This window comes from Bradyrhizobium sp. AZCC 2289 (assembly GCF_036924615.1).
GTDB lineage: Bacteria > Pseudomonadota > Alphaproteobacteria > Rhizobiales > Xanthobacteraceae > Bradyrhizobium.
On the sequence record NZ_JAZHRY010000001.1, the window covers coordinates 7657356 to 7683451 of the forward strand.

The 26096-nt window shown below is 60.8% G+C and carries 16 protein-coding genes and 1 pseudogene; 9 read left to right on the forward strand and 8 right to left on the reverse strand.

What is annotated here, in order from left to right:
* Window positions 1–117 precede the first annotated feature (117 nt).
* The 4 genes from V1289_RS36260 to V1289_RS36275 form a co-directional block, all read right to left on the reverse strand.
* Complete coding sequence (locus V1289_RS36260) at window positions 118–474, reverse strand: hypothetical protein (protein ID WP_334395530.1); 357 nt, start codon at window positions 472–474, stop codon at window positions 118–120.
* 211 nt (window positions 475–685) lie between these two features.
* On the reverse strand, window positions 686–829 hold the full coding sequence (locus tag V1289_RS36265) for a hypothetical protein (RefSeq protein ID WP_334395529.1): 144 nt from the start codon (window positions 827–829) through the stop codon (window positions 686–688).
* Between the two features lie 692 nt (window positions 830–1521).
* Window positions 1522–2730, reverse strand: coding sequence for a formaldehyde dehydrogenase, glutathione-independent (gene fdhA, locus V1289_RS36270; protein ID WP_334403411.1), 1209 nt, complete (start codon window positions 2728–2730; stop codon window positions 1522–1524).
* Window positions 2731–2788: 58 nt separating this feature from the next.
* On the reverse strand, window positions 2789–3448 hold the full coding sequence (locus tag V1289_RS36275; RefSeq protein ID WP_334403413.1) for an HD domain-containing protein: 660 nt from the start codon (window positions 3446–3448) through the stop codon (window positions 2789–2791).
* A 249-nt stretch (window positions 3449–3697) separates the two neighbouring features.
* Between V1289_RS36275 and V1289_RS36280 the strand changes: the two genes are divergently transcribed.
* The 3 genes from V1289_RS36280 (at window position 3698) to V1289_RS36290 (ending at window position 7984) form a co-directional block, all read left to right on the forward strand.
* Window positions 3698–5248, forward strand: coding sequence for an MFS transporter (locus V1289_RS36280; RefSeq protein ID WP_334403415.1), 1551 nt, complete (start codon window positions 3698–3700; stop codon window positions 5246–5248).
* Between the two features lie 207 nt (window positions 5249–5455).
* A complete protein-coding gene (locus tag V1289_RS36285) occupies window positions 5456–6487 on the forward strand; it encodes an HlyD family secretion protein (RefSeq protein ID WP_442896114.1) in 1032 nt (343 codons plus the stop codon).
* Between the two features lie 42 nt (window positions 6488–6529).
* Window positions 6530–7984, forward strand: a complete 1455-nt coding sequence (locus V1289_RS36290) for an efflux transporter outer membrane subunit (protein ID WP_334407814.1) — start codon at window positions 6530–6532, stop codon at window positions 7982–7984.
* Window positions 7985–8289: 305 nt separating this feature from the next.
* Here V1289_RS36290 and V1289_RS36295 read toward each other — a convergent pair whose 3' ends face one another.
* Both V1289_RS36295 and V1289_RS36300 read right to left on the reverse strand, forming a co-directional pair.
* The gene (locus V1289_RS36295) at window positions 8290–9225 is read right to left on the reverse strand and encodes a CobW family GTP-binding protein (RefSeq protein WP_334403419.1); all 936 of its coding nucleotides are present in this window, start codon (window positions 9223–9225) and stop codon (window positions 8290–8292) included.
* Window position 9226: 1 nt separating this feature from the next.
* Window positions 9227–10717, reverse strand: a complete 1491-nt coding sequence (locus V1289_RS36300; RefSeq protein WP_334403421.1) for an amidohydrolase family protein — start codon at window positions 10715–10717, stop codon at window positions 9227–9229.
* 343 nt (window positions 10718–11060) lie between these two features.
* Between V1289_RS36300 and V1289_RS36305 the strand changes: the two genes are divergently transcribed.
* The 4 genes from V1289_RS36305 (at window position 11061) to V1289_RS36320 (ending at window position 22096) form a co-directional block, all read left to right on the forward strand.
* The gene (locus V1289_RS36305; RefSeq protein WP_334403423.1) at window positions 11061–12650 is read left to right on the forward strand and encodes an ABC transporter substrate-binding protein; all 1590 of its coding nucleotides are present in this window, start codon (window positions 11061–11063) and stop codon (window positions 12648–12650) included.
* A 266-nt stretch (window positions 12651–12916) separates the two neighbouring features.
* Window positions 12917–13144: a hypothetical protein gene (locus V1289_RS36310; RefSeq protein ID WP_334403425.1), complete on the forward strand. Its 228-nt coding sequence runs from the start codon at window positions 12917–12919 to the stop codon at window positions 13142–13144.
* Between the two features lie 562 nt (window positions 13145–13706).
* Window positions 13707–19964, forward strand: a complete 6258-nt coding sequence (locus V1289_RS36315) for an AAA family ATPase (RefSeq protein ID WP_334403427.1) — start codon at window positions 13707–13709, stop codon at window positions 19962–19964.
* Window positions 19965–21712: 1748 nt separating this feature from the next.
* Window positions 21713–22096: a hypothetical protein gene (locus V1289_RS36320; protein WP_334403429.1), complete on the forward strand. Its 384-nt coding sequence runs from the start codon at window positions 21713–21715 to the stop codon at window positions 22094–22096.
* 534 nt (window positions 22097–22630) lie between these two features.
* Here the strand turns inward: V1289_RS36320 and V1289_RS36325 are convergent.
* The gene (locus V1289_RS36325) at window positions 22631–23245 is read right to left on the reverse strand and encodes a tetratricopeptide repeat protein (RefSeq protein WP_334403430.1); all 615 of its coding nucleotides are present in this window, start codon (window positions 23243–23245) and stop codon (window positions 22631–22633) included.
* A 436-nt stretch (window positions 23246–23681) separates the two neighbouring features.
* Window positions 23682–25019, reverse strand: coding sequence for an aminotransferase-like domain-containing protein (locus V1289_RS36330; RefSeq protein WP_334403432.1), 1338 nt, complete (start codon window positions 25017–25019; stop codon window positions 23682–23684).
* A 114-nt stretch (window positions 25020–25133) separates the two neighbouring features.
* Between V1289_RS36330 and V1289_RS36335 the strand changes: the two genes are divergently transcribed.
* Both V1289_RS36335 and V1289_RS36340 read left to right on the forward strand, forming a co-directional pair.
* A complete protein-coding gene (locus tag V1289_RS36335) occupies window positions 25134–25535 on the forward strand; it encodes a DUF983 domain-containing protein (RefSeq protein ID WP_334403434.1) in 402 nt (133 codons plus the stop codon).
* Between the two features lie 151 nt (window positions 25536–25686).
* A pseudogene (locus V1289_RS36340) lies at window positions 25687–26043 on the forward strand (winged helix-turn-helix domain-containing protein); the annotation flags it as partial.
* Between the last annotated feature and the right edge of the window lie 53 nt (window positions 26044–26096).

Sequence of the window (26096 nt, forward strand, 5' to 3'; positions counted from 1 at the left end):
CCGCATAATCGGAGGAAATCGAAGATGCCAGCGATTGTGCATCCGAGTTCGACTGTATGTTCAACCCGAGCCTCCCGCGTTATCAATCTCGATCTCGTCATTGAACTATGGAAATCTCTAGGTCATGCTCCCCGGCATGAAGCAGAGAATTTGAGGGTGCCCGTCCAACCAGGTAGGCCAAACCATTGTCCGCCCCGCACGATTTGGCTCTGTTACAACGGCATCCTCGGGGACGTTTACCCATTCGCCATCGATCTGAACGCGATAGTGACCGTCATGTGATTCCCAATCGAGGTCCGAGAGCGCCCGACCATCGGCGTCCGAACAGCATCGGCCCTTTTTGCTGGCCAGTTGTTCAAACCATTCGTGAAGTGGCGAATTGGTATATTTGCCGTCGCGATCACGGGCGTGCGCTGACTGAAAGGCCAGCAAGATGGCCGCAAAGACGGCTAACGATCTGATCCACACAACCATCGATTACCTTTCGCGCTGCTGTAGAGAAAGGCGCCGCCTACATCACCTTCATTCGGCTCGGATCGCGAAAATGGAAATTCGGGATCCTTAGGAGGCGCGGAAGCGAAGTCGAAGCGGTGTCCCAGGATTCCGATAAGCTGGTGCACGATGAAGACGCCTATCCGAAGACCGTCGCGCCGCGCTGCTGCAGTTATTGCTGGCTCCAGTCGATTCACTCGTGGCCTACAGAGCCGATCAGCAAATTGCGCTTGAGCGCAGACACTTCCTGTTCAAGTTGCAAGACCCGATCATAGAGAATCTCCATGGGAGACGTCTCAACCGCCGCGATCGTTCGGTAAAGTTGGCTCAGGGTCATTCGCCATCCTGTGCCGATGGCCGATGGCGTCTCCACTGTTCGCATGTTCGCTCCCGTAAGCTGAGTAGAAACGGCGTCCTGGCGCGGACAGACGAACGCGATTCGCACGAGAACTGTCCGTAGCGTACCCACCGTATTTGGCGATTGCAGTAATTAGATTGTAATTGACATCTATATCGGGACAACGCCGCCAAACTGTACGAGCAATATGGCCGGGACTTAGAGCGCAGGCGGTAGCTCTGCCAGAATCATGCGTACCGTGACCAACTTCCGCTAATGGCGCCAAGCGGCCGTTCGTACGCACACAGCATCTCGTGACTGATAGGGCGCGAGTTGAGAGCGAGCCTATCAGTTTTGGAATCAGAGTCGGGGAGGGGCGCTTTTTGCAGGTTAATTCCGTGTTCTTGGTACTTTGGTTCCCTGTTCTTCCGAAAGAAATTCCCTGTTAATTTCGTAGGGAATTTCACGAAAAGACGTTGCAGTATAGCCGTTTCTTGCCCCGAAGCTGGATCTCGGGGCCCTGAAATCGCGAAATTCCCTGTTAGCAGGGAATTCGCCTGGAGACGGGTGCGATTAGCACTGCGTCGCCAGCCAGGCATTGCCGCTGTCAGAGAAAAGGTCCCTGATCCTCGCAGAATGGCCCGCCACTGGCGCCTTTTGCGAATCGCACGGATCTTAGGCAGCCTCGCGTATCAGGCAGCCTTGGAGAGTTGTCCGTGCGGATCGATGACGAACTTGTTCGCGACGCCGGCGTCGAAGTTCTTGTAGCCGTCCGGGGCCTGCTCAAGACCAATCACCTTGACATTGACGATCTCAGCAATGGGCAGTCTGTCCCAAAGGATCGCCTGCATGAGCTGCCGATTGTATTTCAGAACCGGCGTCTGGCCGGTATGAAGGGCATGGGACTTTGCCCAGCCTAGCCCGAGGCGCAGGCTGAGATTGCCGTGCTTGGCGGCTTGTTCTTGCGCGCCCGGATCGTCCGTTACGTACAGGCCGGGAATGCCGATCGCGCCGGCTGCCCGCGTGATCTCCATCAGGCTGTTGAGCACGACAGCAGGCGCTTCGACGGTCTTTCCGTCTGATCCTTGCGCCTTTGCTTCGAAGCCGACGCAGTCGATCGCGCAATCGACCTCTGGAACGCCGAGCACGTCGGCGACGAGTTCGCCCAGGCGATCATGCCTGGTGAGGTCGATCGGCTCGAAGCCGACTTTCCTGGCGTGGGCGAGCCGCTCCTGGTTCATGTCTCCGATCAGCACGGCTGCTGCGCCCAGGATGCGCGCGGACGCTGCGGCCGCGAGGCCGACCGGCCCGGCGCCGGCGACATAGACCGTCGATCCGACGCCGACCTTGGCGGTGACCGCTCCGTGGAATCCGGTCGGCAGAATATCGGACAGGCAGGTCAGATCGCGGATTTTTTCCATTGCCCGCGCCTTGTCCGGAAACTTGAGCAGGTTGAAATCCGCGTAGGGCACCATCACATAGTCGGCTTGCCCGCCGATCCATCCGCCCATATCGACATATCCATAAGCGCCTCCGGCACGATCGGAGTTGACGTGAAGGCAGACGCCTGTGTCACCCTCTCGACAAGTCCGGCAGCGGCCGCATGCGACGTTGAAAGGGACCGACACAAGATCGCCGATCTCAAGATACTCGACGTCCCGACCCCTCTCGATCACTTCGCCGGTAATCTCATGTCCGAGTACCATGCCGGCCGGCGCAGTCGTGCGGCCCCGAACCATGTGCTGGTCGGAGCCGCAGATATTTGTGGTTACCACCTTGAGAATGACGCCGTGATCGATCGTTTTTCCCGCCGGATTGCGAAAGGTTGGAAAGTCGATCTTCTGAACTTCGACGTGGCCGGGTTTGAGGTAGACAACGCCACGGTTGGAATTGGAGGCCATCTCAATCTCCTTTGGGTTTCACTCTGGACCGTCGAGTCCGGGTCGAATTCGCGGACCGTCAGGCCCTCCAGGCCGATCTACGAATCACGCTGCAGAAATTGCCGCGCCTGAAAGCGGGATCCTTGTCCGCGAGCACGTCGGCCTTGACGTTGCCGAATGTCGTTTCGGGCTTGTGTTTGATGCCGTCGTAGAACGCTTGAATGATGTCTTCCTTGAAGTGTTCGGTGCGCGGATGCGCGCGCACGACCGCTTCACGTTCAGCGTCGCTGTATTCGGCATAGGCCAGCCCCAGCACATCCATCTCGACTCCGGCCGTCACCAGGGCGACGACGGGGTGCATGTGCTGCGGGATGCCCGGCGTCGTGTGCAGAGCGATCGCGGTCCAGACTGTATCGATGTCGCGCTGCGCAACCCCGTGGCTGCGGAGGAAATCGCGGGCGGCGTTTGCGCCGTCGACTTCGAAGCGTTCATGGGCGCTGCAGTGCGCAGGCGTCAGGCCCATGTCGTGAAACATCGCACCCGCATAGAGAAGTTCGCGATCGAACTTCAGCGAGCGACGCTTTCCGGCAAGCGCACCCCAGTAGTAGACACGCCTCGAATGGTGAAACAGCAGTGCGGACTCGGTATCCCGGACGAGCTCTGTGATCTCACGGGCGAGGCTACTGTCGGGAATGTGGATTCCTTCGACTGCGAACGTCTTCTCAGCCGCCAGCGTCATTTCGCTTCTCCTGTTGTGCAAGCCCGCGATGCCCGTGCACAAGGAGCATGATACGCCGCGCCGGAAGGATCGATTAAAAAGGGATTTAATATTCTTACGTCTTCGTCATCGCTATTATTGATCCGCAAGATCGGCGACGTACGTTCAAACCGTCGCTATCGCGCCACTGATCATAAATGCCTTCGGCGGGCCGAATGGGCCGCAAGATGCTTGCAATCACGACTGATTGAAAAAGAGTTGTCATAGCTCATGGATATCAAGCCGTTGTTAGGCCTTTGTGGCGCTCTCATCGCTGCGATAACGTCCGAGTTTAACGACCAGGTTACATCGGTCGCGCTGAGCGACGTCCGCGGTGCACTCGGGATCAGCCACGATGCCGGAACCTGGATCGAAAGCCTGTATGTGTCGGCCGAGATCATCGGCATGGCGATTTCGCCCTGGCTGCTGGTGACCTTTACGTTAAGGCGCTGGACGCTTTTTGCGATCGCGCTCTGCGGGGTTTCGAGCGTGCTGATCCCGTTCAGCCCGAACATCGAGGCGATCGATGCTCTGCGGCTGCTCCAGGGGCTCGCGGGAGGCCTGATCATTCCTCTCGTGATGACCACGGCTTTTCGCATTCTCACCCCGAAGATTCGGCTCTACGGCCTGGCCGTCTACGCCTTGACCGCGACCTTCACGCCCGCGCTGGCCGAGACGGTGGCTGCGCTTTGGACCGATATCGTGGATTGGCGTTTCGTGTTCTTGCAGACGATCCCACTCTGCTCGCTGGCCGGCGTGCTCGTCTGGTACTGCGTGGACCAGGACCAGCCGAAATATGAGCGGCTCCGGATGCTGGACTGGCGCGGCGCGCTGCTGCTGGTGATCGGGGTCGGCGCCTTGAGCACCATGTTGTATCAGGGAGACCGGCTGGACTGGTTCAACTCACGGGTCATATGCGTCCTGGCTCTGGTGAGCGCGATCACCATCCCGCTGCTGCTCGTCAATGAATGGTTCCACCCTCTGCCGCTTCTAAAATTGCAGATGCTGGGCCGGCGTAATCTGGCCTATGGCGTGCTCGGTCTGTTCCTCTTTGTGATCATCAGCCAATCCGGCTCCACCGTGCCTCTACGATACCTGTGGGAAGTCCAGGGTTACCGGCCGCTGCAGTCCAACCTGATCACGCTGGAGATCGCCGCGTTGCAGCTGGTGATGCTGCCCGCCATGGCGCTGTTGCTGGACTACAAGCAGGTAGATTCGCGTCTTGTCACGATCGTCGGGCTGGGATTCATCCTGGCATCCTGCATCGGTTCGTCTTTCCTCACGGTCTATTGGAACCGAGATCAATTTTATATCTGGCAACTGTTCCAATCGATCGGTCAGCCGATGGTGGTTATGCCACTTCTGATGAAGGCCACCAACACCGTTACCGGCCCGGCGGACGGCCCTCTCGCGTCTGCGCTGTTGAATACATCCCGAGCCATCGCGGAGGCAACGGGCGCATGGTTCCTGGAACTGATCGATCGTTGGCGCAACGCACTGCATTCCGACCGCATTGTCGATGAGGCCGGCCAGGACCGCTGGCGCGTGATCCAGAGCAATGGCGTGCTGCCGCAATATCCGCCACCGTTGATGTCCGACGGGCGCCTGCGCGTGCCGGGCAGCCTGCAGGCCTTGAGCCACGTCGTCGAGCAGCAGGTAACGATTTTATCTACGAGTGACACCTACCTGATCCTCGGAGCCGTGACTGTGTTCTTGATGGTCGTGGTGATGACACTGCCGGTCCGGGCCATGCCGCCGCGCATCCATTTTGCAGAGCATTAGGGAACCCGCATGGCAGAGGATGTAGCCGAACTCGAGACGCGGCCTGCCGAGTCGAAGCGCAGCGAAAGGTCAGACCCGGCCCCGACGCACACGAACGACGATTCATCTCAGCAGAAGGATGGCGAGTCGACGGACCGCAAGGTGCAGGAAGCAGATAAGCTTCCCGCACCTCTGCCGCGCCGGCCCTTCGTTGTGGTCGGACTCGTCGTGGCGATCTTTGCCGCGGTGGTCTTGTACATCATTTTTCGGCCTCACCCGGACGTACGGACGGCTGATGCTTATGTAATGGTCCATTACGCCACGATCTCACCGCGCATCTCCGGTCAAGTCGCCACGGTGCCGGTTGACGACAACTATGTCGTCAAGACTGGACAAGTACTCGCAACGCTCGACCCGCGCGACAATAGGACCGCCGTGGCTGCGGCCGAGGCGGCGGTCACACGCGACAGATCGCAATTCGATGAGATCGGCGCCACCGTGGCTCGCCAGCCGTCGATCGTGGCAGAACAACAGGCCGCCGTTGCGTCGGCGCGCGCCAAGCTTGCTTTCGCGCAGGCAGACGCGCGCCGCTACGACAATCTCGCCACGACGGGAGCCGGCACCATGCGGGAGCACCAGGAGGCCGACAGCACGCTTCAGCAGGGTCAGGCCTCGCTGGATAGTGCCGAAGCGTCGCTCGATGCGGTACGCCGGCAACTGGATGTACTCAAGGCCCAGAGATCCGCGGCGGAGGCAGCGCTCAAGGCCGACGAGGCCAGACTTGAACAGGCCAGGCTTAATCTGTCCTACACGCAGATTCGGGCGCCGATCGAGGGCATGGTGGGCGAGCGGTCCGTGCAGGCCGGCAACTACGTCGCCCCCGGCACGACGTTGATGACCGTTGTGCCGCTCGATCAGGTCTATATCGAAGCGAACTATCTCGAAGTGGAACTGCGGCACGTCCGCAGCGGCCAGCCCGTAACCATCCATCTTGACGCCTACGACATCGACCTCAAAGGGACGGTGGATAGCGTGCCGCCGGCCTCCGGCACCGCCTTTGCACCGATCGCGCCCAACAACGCCACCGGCAATTTTACCAAGATCGTGCAACGGCTGCCGGTCAAGATCGTCGTGACGCCCGGGCAACCTTTGGCTAAGCTCCTGCGCGTGGGCCTGTCGGTCGAGACCACCATTCATACGGGACTGGAGGACGTCGTGGACGAACAGCGCAGATCAACCGATCGCGTGACCGGGCGTTAACTGGTGCGTGCCTTACGTCTTGCGGCGTACCTCTCCGGCCCGATGTTAGGCATCGGTCTGACCGGCTGCACCGTTGGGCCGGACTTCCAGAGCCCCGAGATAAGAGAAGCACCCAGGAGATCGGCGTTAGCTGGCGGAAGCGTGCCCAGCCGGACAGTCGAGGGCGCGGTCGACTTAGCCTGGTGGAAAAGCTTCCGGGATATTCAGCTGTCCTCGCTGGTCGAAAGGCTGGTATCGCAAAACCTGGACCTCGAGACGGCGGCGGAACGCGTGATCCAGAGCATGGCGCAGCGCCGGGTCGCAGCCTCTCAGGGATTGCCGCAGATCGACGGACAGTCATCAAGTACCTATAATCGCCAGAGCCCGAACGGCACGCTCTCCTTGCTCGTCCCTAGACCCGGCGCGCCGCTGGAATATCCCCTGTTCCGGGATGGCTTGACGTCATCATGGCAACTGGATCTGTTCGGTCGCGTTCGACGGGCGGTGGAAGCCGCCGACGCCGCCACCCTGGCGGCCATGGAGAACCGGCACGGCGTCGCGCTCGCGGCGGTCGCCGAACTGGCGCAAGGTTACATGCAATTGCGCGGAACCCAGAACCGTCTTGGGATCGCGAAACGCAATCTTCGCCTTGCCGAAGAGAATGTGGACCTGGTGAACAAGCGTTTCGGCGACGGAGTCGCCACGACGCTCGACCTGGCGCAAGCCCGGGCTCAACAGGCCACCATCGCCGCAACCCTGCCGCCACTGCGTACCCAGGAGGCGGAGTTCATTAACGTTATCGGACTCTTGCTGGGCTATGCTCCGCGCGTGCTCGAGGCCGAGTTGCATCGCTCTCAAATATTGCCGCGTGTGCCGCACAAGGTTCCGGTGGGCCTGCCCGGAACGCTGGTGCGCCGCCGGCCGGACGTGCGCGAGGCTGAGGCACGACTGCATGAAGCCACGGCGCAGACCGGAGTCGCGGCGGCGAGCTTTTATCCTGACGTGACATTGAACGGTGCCGTCGGCGTGGAAAGCTTGCACCTGACCAATCTGTTCTCCCCGACGTCGACCGCATTCGCTCTGGGGCCGTCCGTTTCCATTCCGATCTTCGAAGGGGGACGGTTGCGGGGTGCCTTGGCGCTGGGCGAATCGCGAGAGCGGGAGGCCGCCATCATCTTTCAGAAAACCGTGTTGCGGGCCTGGAAGGAGGTCGACGACGCCATCACGGCCTATCGCGAAGCGCAAGTACGGCGCGGCCACGTCGCCCGGTCCGTCACTGAAAATCAGGCCGCTCTGCAAGCCGCCAGGCAACGTTACTCGGAGGGGGCGATCGACTTCCTGAATGTCATCACGGCACAAGCTCAGTTGCTGCAGAGCGAAAATGATCTTGCCGACAGCGACACACAGATCGCGACGTATCTCGTCAATCTTTATCGCGCCCTCGGGGGAGGATGGGAGGTCGCAGATGTCGCCTTTGGTGGGGATGATATGCCGCGACAGAAGATTGAAACACGATAGAGGGCCGCTCGGGAGCCGCTTGCTTCGCAGCACAGCTCCCGAATGATATGGCCGAATGACTTGGCGATCAGTCTGTTACCAGTCTCATTCGGCGGGCGTGCCAGCAAGATTTCCCTAGCGGCCTTTGATGACAGGGGGCTCAAGGGAAGTGATGAGAAAATGCGTCGTGGTCTCACCAATTCCGTTCCTGATCGGCCGCTTCTGGCACAAAGCGGACATCAGCGAATCGGCAAGGTTCGGCTAAGTGCCACGAAGAGACATCCATGCAGTTCCGGTAACGAGCATCGCGACCAAAACGCGCTCCTTCACTTCGCGCCAGCTTCGATGCATCCTTCCATGATCCTGTCTATCTCGGCGCTCGACAGGACGCCGATCTCGGCAACGAATACGATCCGTGTCCGCGGCATTCCCGCTGTCGGCGTCCCGCCCGGTGCCAGCGTCGCCCGCCCGCCGGCAAACTGAAACACCATCAACCTGCCGGGCTGCTCCACGGTTTCGAACAGCCCCTTCGCCCGCGCCAGTTTCGGCGCGAGCCGACCGATCGCCAGCTGCAACCGCGATAACGACACCGGCTGTTCCGACGTCCAGCTCAGCGTCTCGAACCGATCCGCCGCCGGCCGTCGTCGCCCCGGCTCGCGCGGTGCCGGCACACGATCCGCGCCCGAAGGGAAAAGAAGCGCTGCGGGAACGTCGCCATGCGGAGCATCGACCAGCACCGCCGCCGGACGCATCGCCCGGACAGCATCGCGCACCTGTGTCTGGTTCGCAGGGTCCGCGAGGTCCACTTTGCTCAGCGCCACCACGTCGGCCGCCCGCACCTGAGCGCGCAGGAGCGCATCGTCCAGCATGGCCACAGGACTGGTCGCGTCCACCACGCACAGCACCGTTTCCAACGGCGCCTCCCGCCAGATCACCGGGTCCATCAGGTTGCGCACGACGTCCGTCGGATCGGCCACTCCGCTGGTTTCGATCACGATGAGCTCCGGCCGCGGATCGCGCCGCAGCAGAAGCGCCAGCGTACGCAGCAGATCGCCTTCCAGCGAGCAACAGATGCAGCCATTGCTCAGGCTGACGACGCCGCCGTCGGCGCCCGCGATCAGTTCCGCATCGACGTTGATCGCGCCGAAATCGTTGACCACGGCGGCAATCCGCCTGCCCTCGGCATGCGCCAGCAAATGGTTCACGACCGTGGTCTTGCCCGACCCGAGGAATCCGGCCACGAGCACAACCGGGACGGACATCTCAGCGACCGGCACCGGTCCGCCGCACCGGCAGGCCGGGCCTCGCCGCCACATCCAGCACGCCATCCGTGATCAGCGGCTGTCCGCTGACGATCAGGTGACGCACGCCTTCCGACGGACGATTCATCGCCGAGAACGTCGCCCGGTCGGTGAGCGTTTCGAAATCGAAGGCCACGATGTCGGCATCCGCGCCCGGCTGCAGCCTTCCCTTGGAACGCATGGCGGGTGTGCTGGGGCCGAGAATCTCCGCCGGGATCAGCGTGCACTTGCGGATGCCTTCGAGGAGCGACACGGCCCGCCGCTCGCGCACCCACTCGCGGATGAAGCGCGTGAAACAACCCGCCGAACGTGGATGCGACGTCGCGTCCTCGGGCAGTGGCCAGGCGTCGCCGGTGTAAGTGCGGCCGTCCGCTAACGTCCAGGGCATGGCGTCAGACGCGATCGCACCGCCGGGATACAGCACGGACATATCCAGGAGGTCGCGATGGTGCGAGTTGTTCTCGATATCCAGGATATGCCACAGCACCAGCGTGGAGGGCTCCGTGGCCTGTGCCGCAAGTAGTTCCTCCCGGTCGCGGAAGCGGCGCCCGTCGGTCACCCGCTGCACCGAATCGTAGCCCGTGCCGTTGCGCGCTTCGAATTCGGAGTCGCTGAAGAACGCCGCCGCAAGCACCGTCGAACCGGTGCCGTAGGGATAGGCTTCGACCGTGATCGGAAGCCCCTGCGCCTGGGCCTTGGCCACCAGCACGGCACAGCGCTCCACGTCCGTTTTGCTGGAAGAGTTGAAATGGCAGATGTGCATATGCGCGCCGGTGGCGCCGGCATAGCCGATCAGGCGGATATAGGCCTCGGCGGCACTCTCCGGGTCGATACGGGACATGTAGGCGACGTGGGTGAAGGTCGGCACATCATGCGCCGCCGCCAGTTGACACACCGCAGTCAATTCCTGCACGCCGGCACCTGGCGCATAGGCGTTGAGGATGCCGATGCCGATGCCGCCCTCATCCAGCCCGCCTGCAAGGCGCTCGAGGATGCCGGCCACCTCTGTCTCGCTGGCCACGTTCTCGATCCAGCGGCGATCGCGCATGGCATTGCCGAACGCATCCAGCGAGCTTTCCGCGTTGGAGCCGGTCATCGCGCCGATGCGCGCGAACGCCCAGTTGGCGGAGGCGCCGTAGTTCAGCACCCGTCCCTTGGCGGCCTGGCGTCGATACCAGGATGCGACCGGCAAGACTCCCGCCTCGAGATCGAGCGTCGTCGTCACACCGTCGAACGCCTGCATGCGGTCGGCCGGGATCGACTGGCCGTGCGCGTGCAAGTCGATGAAGCCGGGAGCTACGACCAGTCCGGTCGCGTCGATCGACCGCTCGGCGCTGCCGAGCCCGATGCCGACGGCGGCGATCCGGCCATCCAGCACCGCCACATCGCCGACGGCATCCATTCCGCTGGCCGGATCCACCACCCGGCCACCAGTGATTACCAAGCCAGCCATGTCGCCACTCCCGCATGCCGAAGGCCAACTCCACCCAAAGCCGGCATCAGCTTTCGGAGGCGCGTGGCACCGGCCGCGTACGGGCCGTCGCGACACCCATAGAGGCAGATTTTCGGACCGGCAACAACGCTGCCTGTGGCATACCCCGCGTGCGCGATCGGCGTGATGGAAGGTCATTCATTCGGGGCTTGAGCCGATGACCGTCATCGCGTGGCGCGGCGCTACAATGATGAACCCCATAAATGCGCCGGGCTCGTCCTCAACAGGCGCCGATCTGTGCTAAACTGGAACCGCGACCCATTCCCGGGCACGGGAATTGCACAATTGTGGTGTCAGGAGCGCTATGAAACTTCCTCATCGACGTCTTTTGTATTTGGCCGCGGGCGCGCTCGCGGCTTGGCTCGGCGTGTCTCCGCCGGCGGATGCCAAGACCATCACCGCCGTGATGCATTCCGACTTGCGGATCATCGATCCCGGATTCACCACCGCCTACATCACGCGCGATCACGGCTACATGGTCTACGACACGCTGCTGGCCATGGATGCGAACTTCAAGATCCAGCCGCAGATGGCGGACTGGAAGGTTTCCGACGACAAGCTCACTTATACCTTCACGCTGCGCGATGGGCTGAAGTGGCATGACGGCACGCCCGTCACGGCGGAGGATTGCGTGGCGTCGTTGAGGCGCTGGGGCAAGAACGATGGCATGGGCCAGAAGCTGATGGACTTCACCGCCAGCATTGAAGCGACCGATGCCAAAACCATCACGCTGAAGCTGAAGGAGCCTTACGGCCTGGTGCTGGAGTCGATCGGGAAGCCTTCATCCTATGCGCCGTTCATGATGCCCAAGCGGTTGGCGGAAACCCCGGCCGGACAGCAAATAAAGGAGCAGATCGGCTCGGGCCCCTTCAAGTTCGTGCAGGCCCAATTCCAGCCGGGCGTGAAGGCGGTTTACGAGAAAAACACCGACTATGTTCCGCGCAAGGAGCCACCGAGCTGGACCGCCGGGGCTAAGGTCGTGAAGGTCGACCGCGTCGAATGGATCACGATGGCGGACGCACAGACCGCGGCGAACGCGCTGCAGTCAGGTGATATCGATTTCATGGAAGTTCCGGCTTTCGATATCTTGCCGATGCTGGCCGCCAACAACGACATCAAGGTCGATACCCTGAGCAAGTTCGGCTTCCAGACGGGCGGGCGAATGAACTTCCTTTATCCGCCGTTCGACAATGTCAAGGTGCGCCGCGCCGCCTTCATGGCCTTGAACCAGAAGGACGTTCTGGATGCGCTGGTCGGCAATCCCGAATACTACCGGATTTGCGGTGCCGTGTTCATCTGCGACACGCCGTTTGCCACCGATGTCGGCTCGGAGACGCTGGTGAAGGGCGACGGCATGGCGGAGGCGAAGAAGCTGCTCGCTGAGTCCGGTTATGACGGCACGCCCATCGTGATTCTGGCGCCCGGCGATGTGGTGTCGCTGAAGGCGCAGCCGGTCGTTGCGGCGCAATTGCTGCGCGATGCCGGCTTCAAGGTCGATCTGCAGGCGACCGACTGGCAAACCGTGGTCTCCCGCCGCGCGAGCCAGAAGCCGCCGAAGGAAGGCGGCTGGAATATGTTCTTCACCAATTTCACCAGCGCCGACGCGGCGAACCCTATCGCCAGTGTCTCCATCGGCGGCAGAGGCAGGAACGGCGGCTGGTTCGGCTGGGCGGAAGACGCCAAGATCGAACAGCTGAAGGACGCCTTTGCGCGTTCGCTGTCACCGGAGGAGCAGAAGAAGATCGCTGCCGACATCCAGAAGGAAGTCTACGATCAAGCGATTCTTGTCCCGCTCGGACAATTTCTCCAGCCCAGCGCGTGGCGGAAATCGCTCACCGGCGTACTCGGCGGACCGGCTACGCCGGTCTTCTGGAATATAGAGAAGACGGAGTGAAATTCGCTGCCAGGCGCCAAGCGCTATTTCCATAACAATTCAGGCCACGAACTCGTGAACCGAGATTGGCGAGGAGTCGCGCGGCGGGTTTCTTTCCATCCACTATGCTGGTCTCAAGCCGAGTGAGGTCATGGGTGTGGTGAATTTCTCCGGCGGCTGGTACCCATATGGACCGGTCACCAACCGTACTATGCGAATGCTGGCCTGGGCGCGGCCGACAAAGGTCCCGCAGCTTTGGTTCTATGCAGACAACGACCGCCTCTACGATGAAGCTGATCCGCGAATATTATCATGCGTTCACAGCGGCCGGCGGCAGCGCGCGCTTCGAGTTATTCTACGGGATTCCAGGCAACGGCCACTTGCTGCTGCTTTATCCAGACCGGTGGCGACCGATCGCGGATCAATTCTTGGCAACTCTCGACCCGCAAAAAGGCCCTGAAGCGCTCCCACAATTTTGCGCATTCCAAGCAGGATTGCCCGTTGCTCGTTCGTGACGACGCTTCGCGTCGAGTTATATGTCCGTTGAGGGGCGGTCAAAAGCTGACTTGGTCTGAATGGCCGCTTCTGGCGCGGAGCGGACATACGGGAAATTATCAGCTAAGTGCCGATACTGTTGCAAGGGTCGAAAATCGGACGACGCCGAAAATCTCGCGATAATTGATTCTGAGCTATCTCTACGGCTGCAACCCTCTTTAGCGCGGATATGAAGGTCGGTGGTGGTTTTTGCGTGAAACGATGTGGTCCCTCACGTAGCCGCCAGCGAAACGCATCAGTGGTCCTGAGAAATTTCGTTCGTCGCCCAAAAAAGACTTTTTCAATACTATCTGCCAACAGCGAAGTCAGTTGATTTATCGATCACTTCGTCGGCGCATTCTGCCTCGACAAACATCGCGGCCCTGTGAGCAAAGGCCAGCGCGGAACTCGCCATCGTCCTAGCCATACATAGCACCGAGCGTGATCCGATCGCATTTTTGGGCGCCTGTTTTTGGGTTGACGGGCGAGAGCAAACGTCACCTAATCAAGATACCGAACTAGTCCTCCTGGCAGGAGGCCCTCGTGAACGAGCTCTTGAGCTACGTATTCTCGCCGCTGAGGGAGGGAGACATCTCTCTCTACCGAGGCTCCGGCAACGACTTGGCACCGATCCTGCTCGTTGCCGCGGAAGAAACCTCGCTCGGTTGCGTCGCGCGGCTCGAAAACGAATATGCGCTCAAGGCTGACCTTGACGCTGACTGGGCGGCGCGACCCATCGCGCTGACACACTACGACGACCGGATGACGCTGGTGCTTGACGATCCCGGCGGGACGCCGGTCGATCGACTACTTGGCCAACCCCTGGACGTATCGCATTTCCTGCGCATCGCGATCTCTCTCGCGGGGGCGCTCTGCCGAGTGCATGAGCGCGGCCTGATCCATAAGGACATCAAGCCGGCGAATATCCTCTTTGACGCGGCAAGCGGCGGCGTCTGGCTGACGGGGTTCGGCATTGCCTCGCGTCTGCCGCGCGAACATCAAGCTCCCGCGCCGCCGGAAGTGATCGCGGGGACGCTCGCCTACATGGCGCCGGAACAAACCGGCAGGATGAACCGCTCGGTGGACTCCCGCAGCGATCTCTATGCATTAGGCGTCACCTTTTACGAAATGTTGACGGGGCAACTCCCCTTCACCGCCGCCGATCCGATGGGGTGGGTGCACTGCCACATCGCGCGGCAAGCGGTGCCGCCCGACGAGCGGGTCGCCGGCATCCCGCAGCCGCTCTCCGCAATCGTGATGAAGCTCCTCGCCAAGACAGCCGAGGCGCGCTACCAGACCGCCGCGGGTGTCGAAGCCGATCTGCGGCGGAGTCTGGTGGAATGGGAGTCGCATGGCCGTATCGATCCGTTCCTGCTCGGCGTTTGCGATGTATCCGACCGCCTGCTGATCCCGGAGAAACTCTACGGCCGAGAACGAGAGATCGATGCTCTGCTGGCTTGCTTCGACCGGGTTGTGGTTCGCGGCACACCGGAGTTCGTGCTTGTGTCCGGATATTCCGGCATCGGCAAGTCCTCGGTGGTGAACGAGCTGCACAAGGCGCTCGTGCCGTCCCGTGGCCTGTTCGCGTCCGGAAAATTCGACCAGTTCCAGCGCGGCATCCCGTACGCGACCCTAGGCCAGGCATTCCGGAGCCTTGTCCGCTCGCTCCTCAGCCAAAGCGAGGCCGAGCTTGGCGGGTGGCGAGGCTCTCTCAACGAGGCGCTGGGCCCGAATGGGCAGCTCGTCGTCAACCTCGTTCCCGAGCTAGAAGTCGTGATCGGAAAACAACCGCCAGTGCCGGATCTGCCGCCGCAGGAGGCGCAGAATCGCTTCCAGATGGTCTTCCGGCGCTTCCTCGGGGTGTTCGCGCGCAAGGAGCATCGGCTGGCACTGTTCCTCGACGATTTGCAATGGCTTGATGCGGCAACGCTCGACCTCCTCCAACATCTGGTTACGCACTCGGAAGTGCGGCACCTGCTGCTGGTCGGGGCCTATCGCGATAACGAGGTCGGCCCGGCGCACCCGCTCAAGCGGATGCTCGCAACGATTGCTGACGCGAGAAGCGAGATAAAGGAGCTCCAGCTCGGGCCACTGGCGTCTGAGGACGTCGGGCGGCTGGCCGCCGAGACCCTGCATGCGGAACCGGAAGTTGTGCAGCCTTTGGCCGAGCTGATGTTTGCGAAGACCGGCGGCAATCCGTTCTTCACCATACAGTTTCTCAATTCGTTGGTGGACGAAGCGCTGATCGCGTTCGAGCCGGACACATTGGCTTGGCACTGGGACCTCGACCGGATTCGCGCCAAGGGCATCACTGATAACGTGGCGGATCTTATGGCGGGCAGGCTTGGCCGTCTTCCAACCGGCGCACTGCAGATCATCAAATGTCTCTCCTGTCTCGGGAACAGTGCTCAAACCCTCAAACTAGAAATGGTCACCGGGCAGCCCGAGGGGGAAATTCACGCAGCGTTGCTGGAGCCTGTGCGTACGGGGCTTATCTTCCGACTGGACGGCGGCTATGCGTTTGCCCATGACCGTGTTCGGGAGGCGGCTTATGCGCTGATCTCTGAAGGCGAGCGGGCGGCTTCTCACCTGCATATCGCCAGAGTGCTGGTGACACGAACCCCTTCGCAGGAACTTGAAGAGAAGGTTTTTGAGATCGTCAATCAGTTCAACCGGGCGACGGCGCTGATCGGAACGGTCGAGGAACGGGAGCAGATTGCCGAACTTGACCTCATTGCAGGCAAGCGCGCCAGATCCTCCATGGCCTACGTGTCGGCGCTGACATATCTCGCAGCCGGCTGCGCGCTACTCGCGAAGGACAGTTGGGAGCGGAGGCACAATCTAGCCTTCGCCCTCGCGTTTCACCGCGCTGAGTGCGAGTTCCTGACCGGTGACCTGGCAGCGGCTGAAGAAGGGCTTCTCCAGCTTTGGGCTCGCGCCGAGAGCGTCGTCGACAAGGCCTCCGTGACGCGATTGCGGCTCGACCTGTACACAACCCTGCATCGGAGCGACCGCGCTGTCGAAATATGTCTGGACTACCTCCATAGCGTTGACATCAACTGGTCGCCGCATCCAACGAGCAGTGAGGTCCAGCTTGAATACGAGCGGATGTGGCGGAAACTCGGGACCCGTTCGATCGAGGATCTCGCCGATCTACCCCCAATTGAGGACCCCGTATGCCGGGCAACTCTCGATGTGCTTACGTCGCTCCAGGCACCGGCACGATTTACCGACCAAAATCTGCCCCGCCTCCTTGCCGGTCGTATGGCAAACCTCAGCCTTGAGCACGGGAACAGCGACGCAACGTCGCTGGGCTATGTTTGGGTCGGGCAGTTGTTGACTCGTCTCGGCGAGTTCGAGGCCGGGTACCGCTTCGGCAGGCTCGGCCTCAATCTGGTGGATGAACGTGGTCTGGACCGCTTCAAAGCCCGCGTCTACCTGGTGTTCGGGCATTCGATCAGTCCTTGGAACGATCAGCTACGCATTAGCGTCGAGTGGCTCCGGCGTGCTTTCGATACCGGCGAGCAGACCGGCGATCTCACTTTTGCGGCCTACGCCAGCAACTCTCTGATCACCCTCCGCCTTGCCGCCGGTGATACCCTCGCCGACGTGCAGCGGGAAGCCGACAGTGCGCTTGCGTTCGTCCGGAAGTCGGGTTTCGGTCTCGTCGCCGACATGATGACGGGATCGCTGCGACTTATTCGCACGCTCCGGGGGGTGACCGCGGAATTGGGATCGTTCGACGATGGGGAGTTCGACGAGAGCCGGTTTGAGCACCACCTGGAGGCAAGTTCGCGTTCCGCGATCGCCGTCTGCTGGTATTGGATACGCAAACTGCAGGCACGTTTTCACGCGGGCGATTGGGCTGATGCCGCTGCTGCCGCGTCGAAGGCAGAAAAACTTCTCTGGACTTCGCAATCCAATTTCGAGGAAGCCGAATACCATTTCTATGGCGCGCTCGCGAGGGCAGCACACTTCGGCGCGGCGCCCGCCGAGGACCGGCCGCGCCATCTGCTTGTGCTCCTCGCCCATCACCGACAACTCGCGCGCTGGGCGGAGAACTGTCCCAAGAACTTCGAGAGCCGTGCTGCACTAGTCGGTGCCGAGATTGCCCGCATCGAGGACCGCCAGCTCGACGCTGAGCGTCTTTACGAAGACGCGATCCGTTCGTCGGGTGTCAACGGCTTGGTCCATGAGGAGGGCCTGGCCCATGAAGTGGCTGCGCGGTTCTATGCAGCGCGCGGCTTCGAGGCGATCGCTCATCTCTATTTGCGCAATGCAAGGAACTGTTATCTCCGCTGGGGGGCGCACGGCAAGGTTCGGCAGCTCGATCGACTTTATCCGCGTCTGGCGGTCCCGGAAGGGCAGCCTGCCACGGCAACCATTGGCTCCGCGGTCCAGGAGCTAGATATAGCGAGCGTCGTCAAGTCCTCCCAGGCGGTATCCGGCGAGATGGTCCTCAGTGAGCTCATCAAGACACTGCTGCGGATCGCGGTCGAACATGCCGGCGCCGAGCGTGGTTTGCTTATCCTGTTTCAGAGCGACGAACCGCGGACTGTCGCAGAAGCGACGAGCGGCCGCAGCCATGTCGAGGTCACGCTGCGCGAGGCGGCCGTGTCACCCGCCGAGCTTCCCCTATCCGTGCTCCATTACGTGGCCCGGACGCGGGAAAGTGTGATCCTTGATGACGCTTTGGCGCAGAATCCGTTCTCGGAAGATGAGTACATCTGCCAGAAGCGCCCCCGGTCGGTCCTCTGCCTGCCCCTGATAAAGCAAGCCAAGCTGATCGGGGTGCTCCATCTCGAGAACACGCTGGCATCGCACGTATTCACGCCCGCCCGGATTTCGGTACTGGAACTCCTGGCGTCGCAGGCGGCGATCTCGCTGGAGAACGCCTGTCTGTACAACGACCTGCAGGAGCGGGAAGCCAGGATCCGCCGCCTGGTCGACTCGAACATCATCGGGATCATAATCTGGGATTTTCAGGGCCGAATCATCGAAGCCAACCAAGCCTTTCTTGATATGTTGGGCTACAGCCGCGAAGACCTGATGTCGGGTCGACTGCGATGGACTGAGCTGACGCCAGCCGAATGGCGCGACGCCGACGAACGGGCCGGCGCAGAGCTGAAGGCGGCTGGGACCGTCCAACCGCGTGAAAAAGAGTACTTTCGCAAAGACGGCAGCCGCGTGCCGGTTCTGCTCGGCGCGACGACATTCGGCGACGGCCAAGACGCGGGCGTCGCCTTCGTGCTCGATCTGACGGAGCGCAAGCGCACCGAAAGTGCTCTGCAGCGGAGCCAGGCCTATTTGACCCAAGCCCAGCGTTTGAGTCATACGAGCAGTTGGGCCTGGGATGTACGCCTTCAAGAATTCGTTTATCGGTCGCCCGAAGTGTACCACCTGTTTGGGTTCGATCCGGAAAAGGACCCTCTGTCACCGCAATCCTTCCAGGATCGTATTCTCCCCGAAGACAGGGACCTGGTTATCGAAATGGCGCGGCAGGCGATCCAAGAGAAGGGGGACTTTGAAGTCGATTTTCGCATAGATCTTCCGGACGGTCCGACAAGATACGTACATTCGGTGGGTCATCCGCTCGTCGGTGACGATGGTGAAGTGCTCGAGCTGGTTGGTACGCACATTGATGTCACCGAGCAGCACCTCGCTAAGGAGGAGTTGCAAAAAGCCTTTGACGAAATCAAGAAATCCGAAGATCGCCTTCGGCTCGTCATCGACACAATCCCGACGCTGGTCTGGCGCGCCGGACCGGAAGGGAGCCCCGACTTCCTCAATCAACCAGCCCTTGACTACACCGGCCTTTCGTTGGACCAAGCCGAAACTGGTTGGCCTCGCGCTTTTCATCCTGAAGATAAGAAAGGCATGTTGGTGAAGTGGAGCGCCATACGGGAGTCCGGTATGCCAGGTGGGCTTGAAGCCCGGCTTCGGCGCTTCGATGGTGAATACCGCTGGTTTTGGTTTCAAGCCGTGCCGCTGCGCGATGAGTCGGGCAACATTGTCAAATGGTACGGGTCGTCCACCGACATCGAGGACCGCAAGCGGGCCGAGGAAAAGTTGCACAAGGCGCAGACGGAACTCGCACATGTCATGCGGGTGACGATGCTGGGCGAACTGACGGCCTCCATCGCCCATGAAGTGAACCAGCCGCTCGCCGCCATCATCGCCAACGCTGATGCCTGTTTGCGATGGCTCGACCGCGAAACTCCCGACCTGCCCGCTGCGCGCCGTTCGGTGGAATGGGTTATCAACGACGGTGACCGAGCAAGTGAGGTGATCCAGCGTGTCCGAGCGCTCGCTAAACAGTCCGATATCGAGAAGGTGCCGCTCGACGTCAATGACGTCGTGAGGGAGGTCATCGCGCTGGTACAGCGTGAGCTAAGCAGCCACCGTGTATCATTGCGAACGGAATTGGCGCCGGCTCTCCCCGCGCTCCTTGGTGACCGGGTCCAGCTGCAGCAGGTAGTCATCAACCTGATGATGAACGGTATCGAAGCCATGCAGCCGATCATGGATCGGCCGCGCGAACTGGTGATCCGAACAGGCCGGGACGAGGCACGCCGAGTGTTCGTAAGTGTGACGGATTGCGGTGTCGGAATCTCCGCCGAAAATGCGGACCGACTATTCAATGCCTTCTTCACCACCAAGTCCGGCGGCATGGGCATGGGGCTCTCGATCTGCCGTTCGATCGTGGAAGCCCACGGAGGACGGCTGTCGGCCACGGAAGCTCTACCCCACGGCGCCACGTTTCAGCTCGCACTGCCCGTGAATGCAGACGCTGCGTCGTGAAGTTGCGCCCCGTCCAAAGAACAGAAGGCTCGGCCGCGAGTTCAGCTGTGGGTCAAACTCAGAAGTCCGCGCGCGCAACCGGGCAGTCCGCTTTACCCTCAGGAACAGACATCGTCAGCCGGGCCTGTCAGGTCCGAAAAGTGCCAACAGGCGACATACTGCTGTTGGCTGACAAGAGGAGGCCGCCAACTGCGGCGGGCTTACTTGCTCTCCTCGGTTCGCAATGACTGCTTCCAAAGATTGGAGCACGAACTAAAACCAAATTTAATGGTGTCGGCAGATTGCGAACCTACATCAGCTTCACGCGCGTTCTAGTGAAAGCTCACCATGGATTGTCACCGCTCCAAGCTCAACGGTACCGTGTTCGGGATACAAGATTGGCTTACCTATCTATGGGATCAAGCGGCTACGTGTCGGAAACTTGTCGAGCAGGCCGACGATCCTCTCGTTAAAACCGAGCTGCTTGCGTTGGCATCGGTCTGCGAGGAGATCGCCGATAACATCGAAGATCATTTGACGGGAGTGGAAGGCCATGCGCCGCGTGGGCCAAGGCCGTCATGAAAGAGGCCGCCAAATGAGGCGGCCTCTGCTCATTTATGCGGTAAAGAGCCGCGCCAGCCACTGCAATTGTGCGGCGTATCCTGAAGCGTAGCCGTAAAGTATCAGGAGACCGCCGATAAACCGGATATCAGTCCAACATTTGCGCTGTTGGTTGAAACAAAAATCGAAAAACCGAAATTCGAAATATGCTGAAAGGGTGCGGTCGCGCGGCTTCGGCACTTTGCTCTGTGCCCCAAAGGACCCGGAAAACGATGGGGGGTGCGCACAAAAAGAAAGGCCGCCTGCGTTGCCACAAGCGGCCCAAGTCTAGGGAGGAAACGCCCAAGGAGGGCAGCGATAGCGGGGTGGGGGGGTCGCTACCGCATATCCCTAGCTAAGACGATCGCGATCAGCGGCTCAATTGAACGTAAGGGATCACGGACCGATACGAAGGTTTATGGCGCTCGCCCTCAAGGCCGAGCACTTCCGCAATGGGATCAAAAGCTGAAAAGCTCAACGGGAGCATATGTTTTCCGCTCTGCCCCCAACGACGGACATAGGGCGGCCACGGCGGCATGACCGAAAAGTGCCAACAGGAGACTCATCCACCGCAGTAAGCGTTATCGTTGCCGGCCTGACACGTCGGGGCCGGAATTGGCCGCGGCACGGCAAAAAGCAAACATCACGAAAATACGAGGAGTGAGACAACTCACAGACGTGCCTCGCATTAAAGCACTAACCAGACCCTTGCAAGGTTTTCGTCGGTTCCAACCGGATCGAGAAAATGAAAACGATGCCGGACTGTTGAGCCGGGCAGCGGCGCTGCCCGCGCGATTACACAGTAATCGACGGCAGTCAGCTAACCAGTGCGCGAGGGATCGACGACCCTTCAGGAGTCGAGTCACCCCCGTGTTCACGCGGCATGATTTCGTCACGACGTCCTGTCGCGCCGCAATCAGCTTTGTTGTGCGCGAATGCCGGTCCGCAGGCGATTGACTCTGTAACGCGCGTTTCACGCCGAGTTGAGTTTATTGAAGTGGAATTTAATGGGACGGCGTGCGGTCTCCCTTACATCGAGCAGCAGGTATCCGCATCGGATGCTGCAAGCAGATAGCTCGCGGTCTGGACAGCACGCTCGCCTCACGAAGCGTGATCAATTCGTCTCGTCCCACGCGGGTCTACAATCGATCCATACAGGAGAAACGAAAATGATTTCATTCAAAGCTCTTGCAGCGGCCCTGCTGCTGTCCGCGACCGTAGCGACGCCGGCATTCGCGCAAGACCGCGCCCTGTATATCAAAAATCTACACGATTCCGGGTATAATCCGAAGAACGACTTCAATCCGAACGGGACCATAAGGGCCGCCATCCAGGAGCCGGGCGCGTTCGCGTTCTATTATCCCAATCTGGACGTTCTGAATGGAGGGGCGCCAACTCCTGCGGCCAGGTTGTCTCCCGACTGGCCCGCGTTGAAGGGCGCGTGTGCGTCGGCCGGCGGCGGCGTCTCTTACTGCGGCGACCGCTACGACTCATATGCTTTTGCGCCCGACGCATTCCCGCGTCATCATGCCCGCCGCCATCACCGGTCGTGACTCGACCGCGCGGTACAGCGCCATGCGCGGCCCCACGGCCGCGTGGCGCGCTATGGCGCAAGGCGGACCTCATCAGGAAGCGATGACGATCTCCCTCTCCGATCTCGACAGTGCTCACGGATAGGCCGAGCATGTTGCGTCCGGAGATGAAATCCCCAACCGCCATTCCTGCGGCCCTGATCAAAACAACGGCCAGCCAATAGAACGGCAGCAAAAGAAGCCGCCCACCGCGCCCTGCCAGGAACAACACCGCCATGATGGGCGAGAGCAGGATTGACGCTCCAGCGTCGTCGAGGCCCTCTTATGCGAGCAGAAGTCGCCGATCACGGTGCCCAACGTTCCCGAAATGAACATGCAGACCCAGTAGCCGAGGTCCGCCTGGGGTCAATCGCGTCAGTTTGACGGTGCGCCGATCACTTCCGCTCTTCCCTATGAACAGACATCGGCAGCATCGGTCGGCATATCTCAGAGGTGCCAGGAACAGACCTCAACCATCGCGTTAGCGCCGAGCGCTGACCGCCGCTGCAAAGCGTCCTAATAAACCAGGCCGGTGCCGGGCGGTTTCTCTAGCGCGGCGGCCAACGACCGATACTCCTCGCAGCCCGTCCCGCAAATCGCCGCGATCCGACTCAAATGATATTGCGCTTGATCGCGGTTGCCCTGCTCGATCTGCCACAGACCGTAATATTGCCAGGTCAGCACATGGTTCGGATCTGCTTTCAGGGCGCGCTCGTACCAGACTTGCGAAACCTTGTAGTCGCCGAGCTTGCGATAGGAGTAGCCGATCAGATTGGCGACACCTGCGTTGTCGTCATGGCCGAGCGCCTTCAGCTGCTCAATCGCGCCAGCATAATCGTTGCGGTCATAGATCGTCGCGTGGGCGGCGCGGTACCCATGAGCGAAGGCGGGGTCGTCGAAAAGGGACTGCTTGGCTTTCTTGGCCCTGGGGGCGTGAGTGGCCTTGGTGCCCGACCGCTTCGGGTATGACGAAGGCGGATAAGCGGAGCGGTGGTGCATCCCGCTATAGTTTGCCTCACCACCACCTAGATCGCTGCCCCCGGCCGCAACAACCGGAGTGACCGAGAACGCAGCGATCAGCGCAATCGAACACGTTGCCAGCGTTACAATCCTGATTATCAAGTTGGTCATAGGAACCTCCTACATGCTACGCCTTCGAGCTCCCAATCCAGCCGAACGTGTTAACTCCGGCTTGCTTCAAACATTCCAGGAAAGGTATTCAGAAAAACGAGATTTGGTGTGACAGCAATGTTGTCTTATGAGCAGGTCAATGTCCGCAATGGGGTCAAACTCGGAAGTCGGCAGGTCCTTGGCCGAAGTCCGCTTTGCCCGCGTGTGCGGACATCGTCAGACCCGCCGGTCGGGTCCGAAAGGGGCCATGAACCGACATGCGCACCGCAGCAAAACAGCATCTTCATTCGACCATCTCATCTGCGCGGCCAAGCAGCACTAGAGATACGATGAGGTCGAGTGCCTTCGCGAGCCCATCTCAATTTCGTGTTGGTAGGACAGCTGGGTCGGTCGGTTGGATTTCGCCTTGGGGGCGAGATAGACAGTGCGCGCTGGACTATACGATCTGAGGAGACGCGACAGACGACTTCATCGCCGCGGCTATAAACTGAAGCGCCGCGGCGAGTTCGGCGCGATTGCGCGCCGCCCCGAGCGAGACGCGAACGGCATGAGAGGACGTATCACCCACCGCAAATGTATCTTCGCCGACCAGAGCCATCCCGTGGCGGGCAACATGAGACAAAAAGCCCCTGCTGTTCCAACGCCGGGGTAAGGACAGCCACAGATGATGACTATTTGGCTGCGTCGCGAAAGGCAGCCCTTTCAAGAATTTCGCGGCCAGCTTCTGCCTGCCTGCGGCTTCGTTGCGTACCGCCTGTATGATTTGGTTTGCAACGCCAGATCGAAGCCAATGCGTGACCAGCGCCACCATCAGCGGGGCCGGCATCAGCGTCGTGGCTTGAAGGTTGCTCCGTAGCGTCAATTCCGCGGCCGCGTCGGGGACCAGGAGATATGAGACTCTCAGTGCGGGAGCGATGCACTTCGACAAGCCGACAGCGAGATAAGTGCGCTCGGGAATGAGGTTCGCGATTGGCGAGGCCGCCGGCTCCAGCATTCCGTAGGCGTCATCTTCGATCAGGAACGTGCCGGCCTTGCGAATGATCCCTGCAATAGCCTTTCGGCGTTCGGGGCTCAGCGTCGCCGTCGTCGGATTGTGCAGCGTGGGAGTTAGATAGACCGCTTTCGGGTTGTGCCGTTCGCATGCACGCCGTAGCGCATCCGGCTGAACCCCATCGGCGTCCATGGGAACACCGATAAGGTGGACCCGAAGCTTTTCGGCGGCGGCTTTTATTCCAGGAAAAGTGAGGGCTTCGGTGATCACCACGTCACCGGGCGCCGTGAGTGCCAGCAGCGCATTGAACAAGATGGCTTGATTCCCGGGATAGATGATCAAGCGGTCGGCGCTCGCGTTTGGCACCCGTGTACGAAGCCATTTGGCGGCCACCTCGCGTTCTTCGTCGCTGCCACCGGGTCTTAGGTAGTTAAGGTAAGCACTGAAACTCGATTGATCCTGGATGGATTTGAGGCCCAGCGCGATGCGCGTGTCGAGATTCGCCTCCATTGGTTGCGGCGGGACGTTCATCGAGAGATCGACCTTGATCTGAAACGGGATATCCGCCGGCGCCCGCGCCGAAGTTTCCGAGACGAACGTGCCTCGCCCCACGCGCGCATCAAGGAGCCCGCGTCGCCGCGCCTCACCATACGCCCGCGTGACCGTTGTGAGATCGAGCTTGAGTGTTGCCGCGAGCGCTCGGTGCGTCGGCATCTGTTGACCACGGTGGAGACGGCCGCCCGCGATGTCGGTCGCCAGCGCGTCTACAATCCGCAGGTACACCGGCCCTTGCCACTCGGAGATTGTAGGGATCCACTCCATACAAATTACCACCATTGCCCTTTGATTGTAGGTGTCGTTGTGCATATTGCATGGACGCTGTCAAGGAGGTTGGCAATGAGAGCCTCACAAGAGTCAGTTTCACTCGCACGGGCAATGTGGCGCGGCTTCCGGATGCGGTGTCCGCATTGCGGCCAAGGAACTCTGTTTGGGCGCTTCTTGAAGGTCGCGGACCATTGTCCGGCGTGCGCTGAGGAGTTGTTCCACCACTGCGCCGATGATTTTCCGGCTTACCTGGTCATCGCCGCGGTGGGCCACGTCATCGTTCCCGCCATTCTCGCCGTTGAGACGGCCTACGCGCCGGCGTTGTGGCTTCAGCTATTGATATGGCTGCCCGTCACTACACTGGCAGCACTCGCATTATTGCAGCCGACCAAAGGAGCCATCGTCGGCCTGCAATGGCAACTTGGAATGCATGGGTTCGAGACCTCGAAACTCCGGCGCCCGGTCCCAGGCTAATCCAGGGTTTCATCCGAAGATCTCGCCGTGGGTTAACCGGAGGAAGGAGAACTCGATGATCAGCAACAACGTGCTCGATATCCGCTCGGCCTCGTCTCGATTCCCAAGGACAGAGGCGCTCCCGATGAATATGAACCCGGCGAGTGTCGCCGCCATCGCCGAGTTGCTTGCCAGAGTAGAAGAGCTTCTGCGGCCACCCGGCGACAGCCGCGAAACGGTCCTTAGCGTCGGCCCGCTGCGGGTAGATCTTCTCACGCGCACCGTCAGGCGCGATGAGCGTACGATCGACCTCCGGCCGCGTGAATTGCTTCTGGTCGAATACATGATGCGGCGCCAAGGCCAGGTGCTGACGAGAGCAATGCTTTTCAGGGAAGTCTGGAACTATAAGTTCATCCCCAAGTCCAATCTTGTGGACGTTCACATGGGGCGACTGCGTCGCAAGATCGACCAGGCTGACGAGTGGCCGATGATCTGCACTGTTCGAGCACAGGGATTTCTGTTGCGAGCGCCTCAGGTGGCCGCAACGGAATGCCGAACCCACGATCGTGATGCTGGCGATCG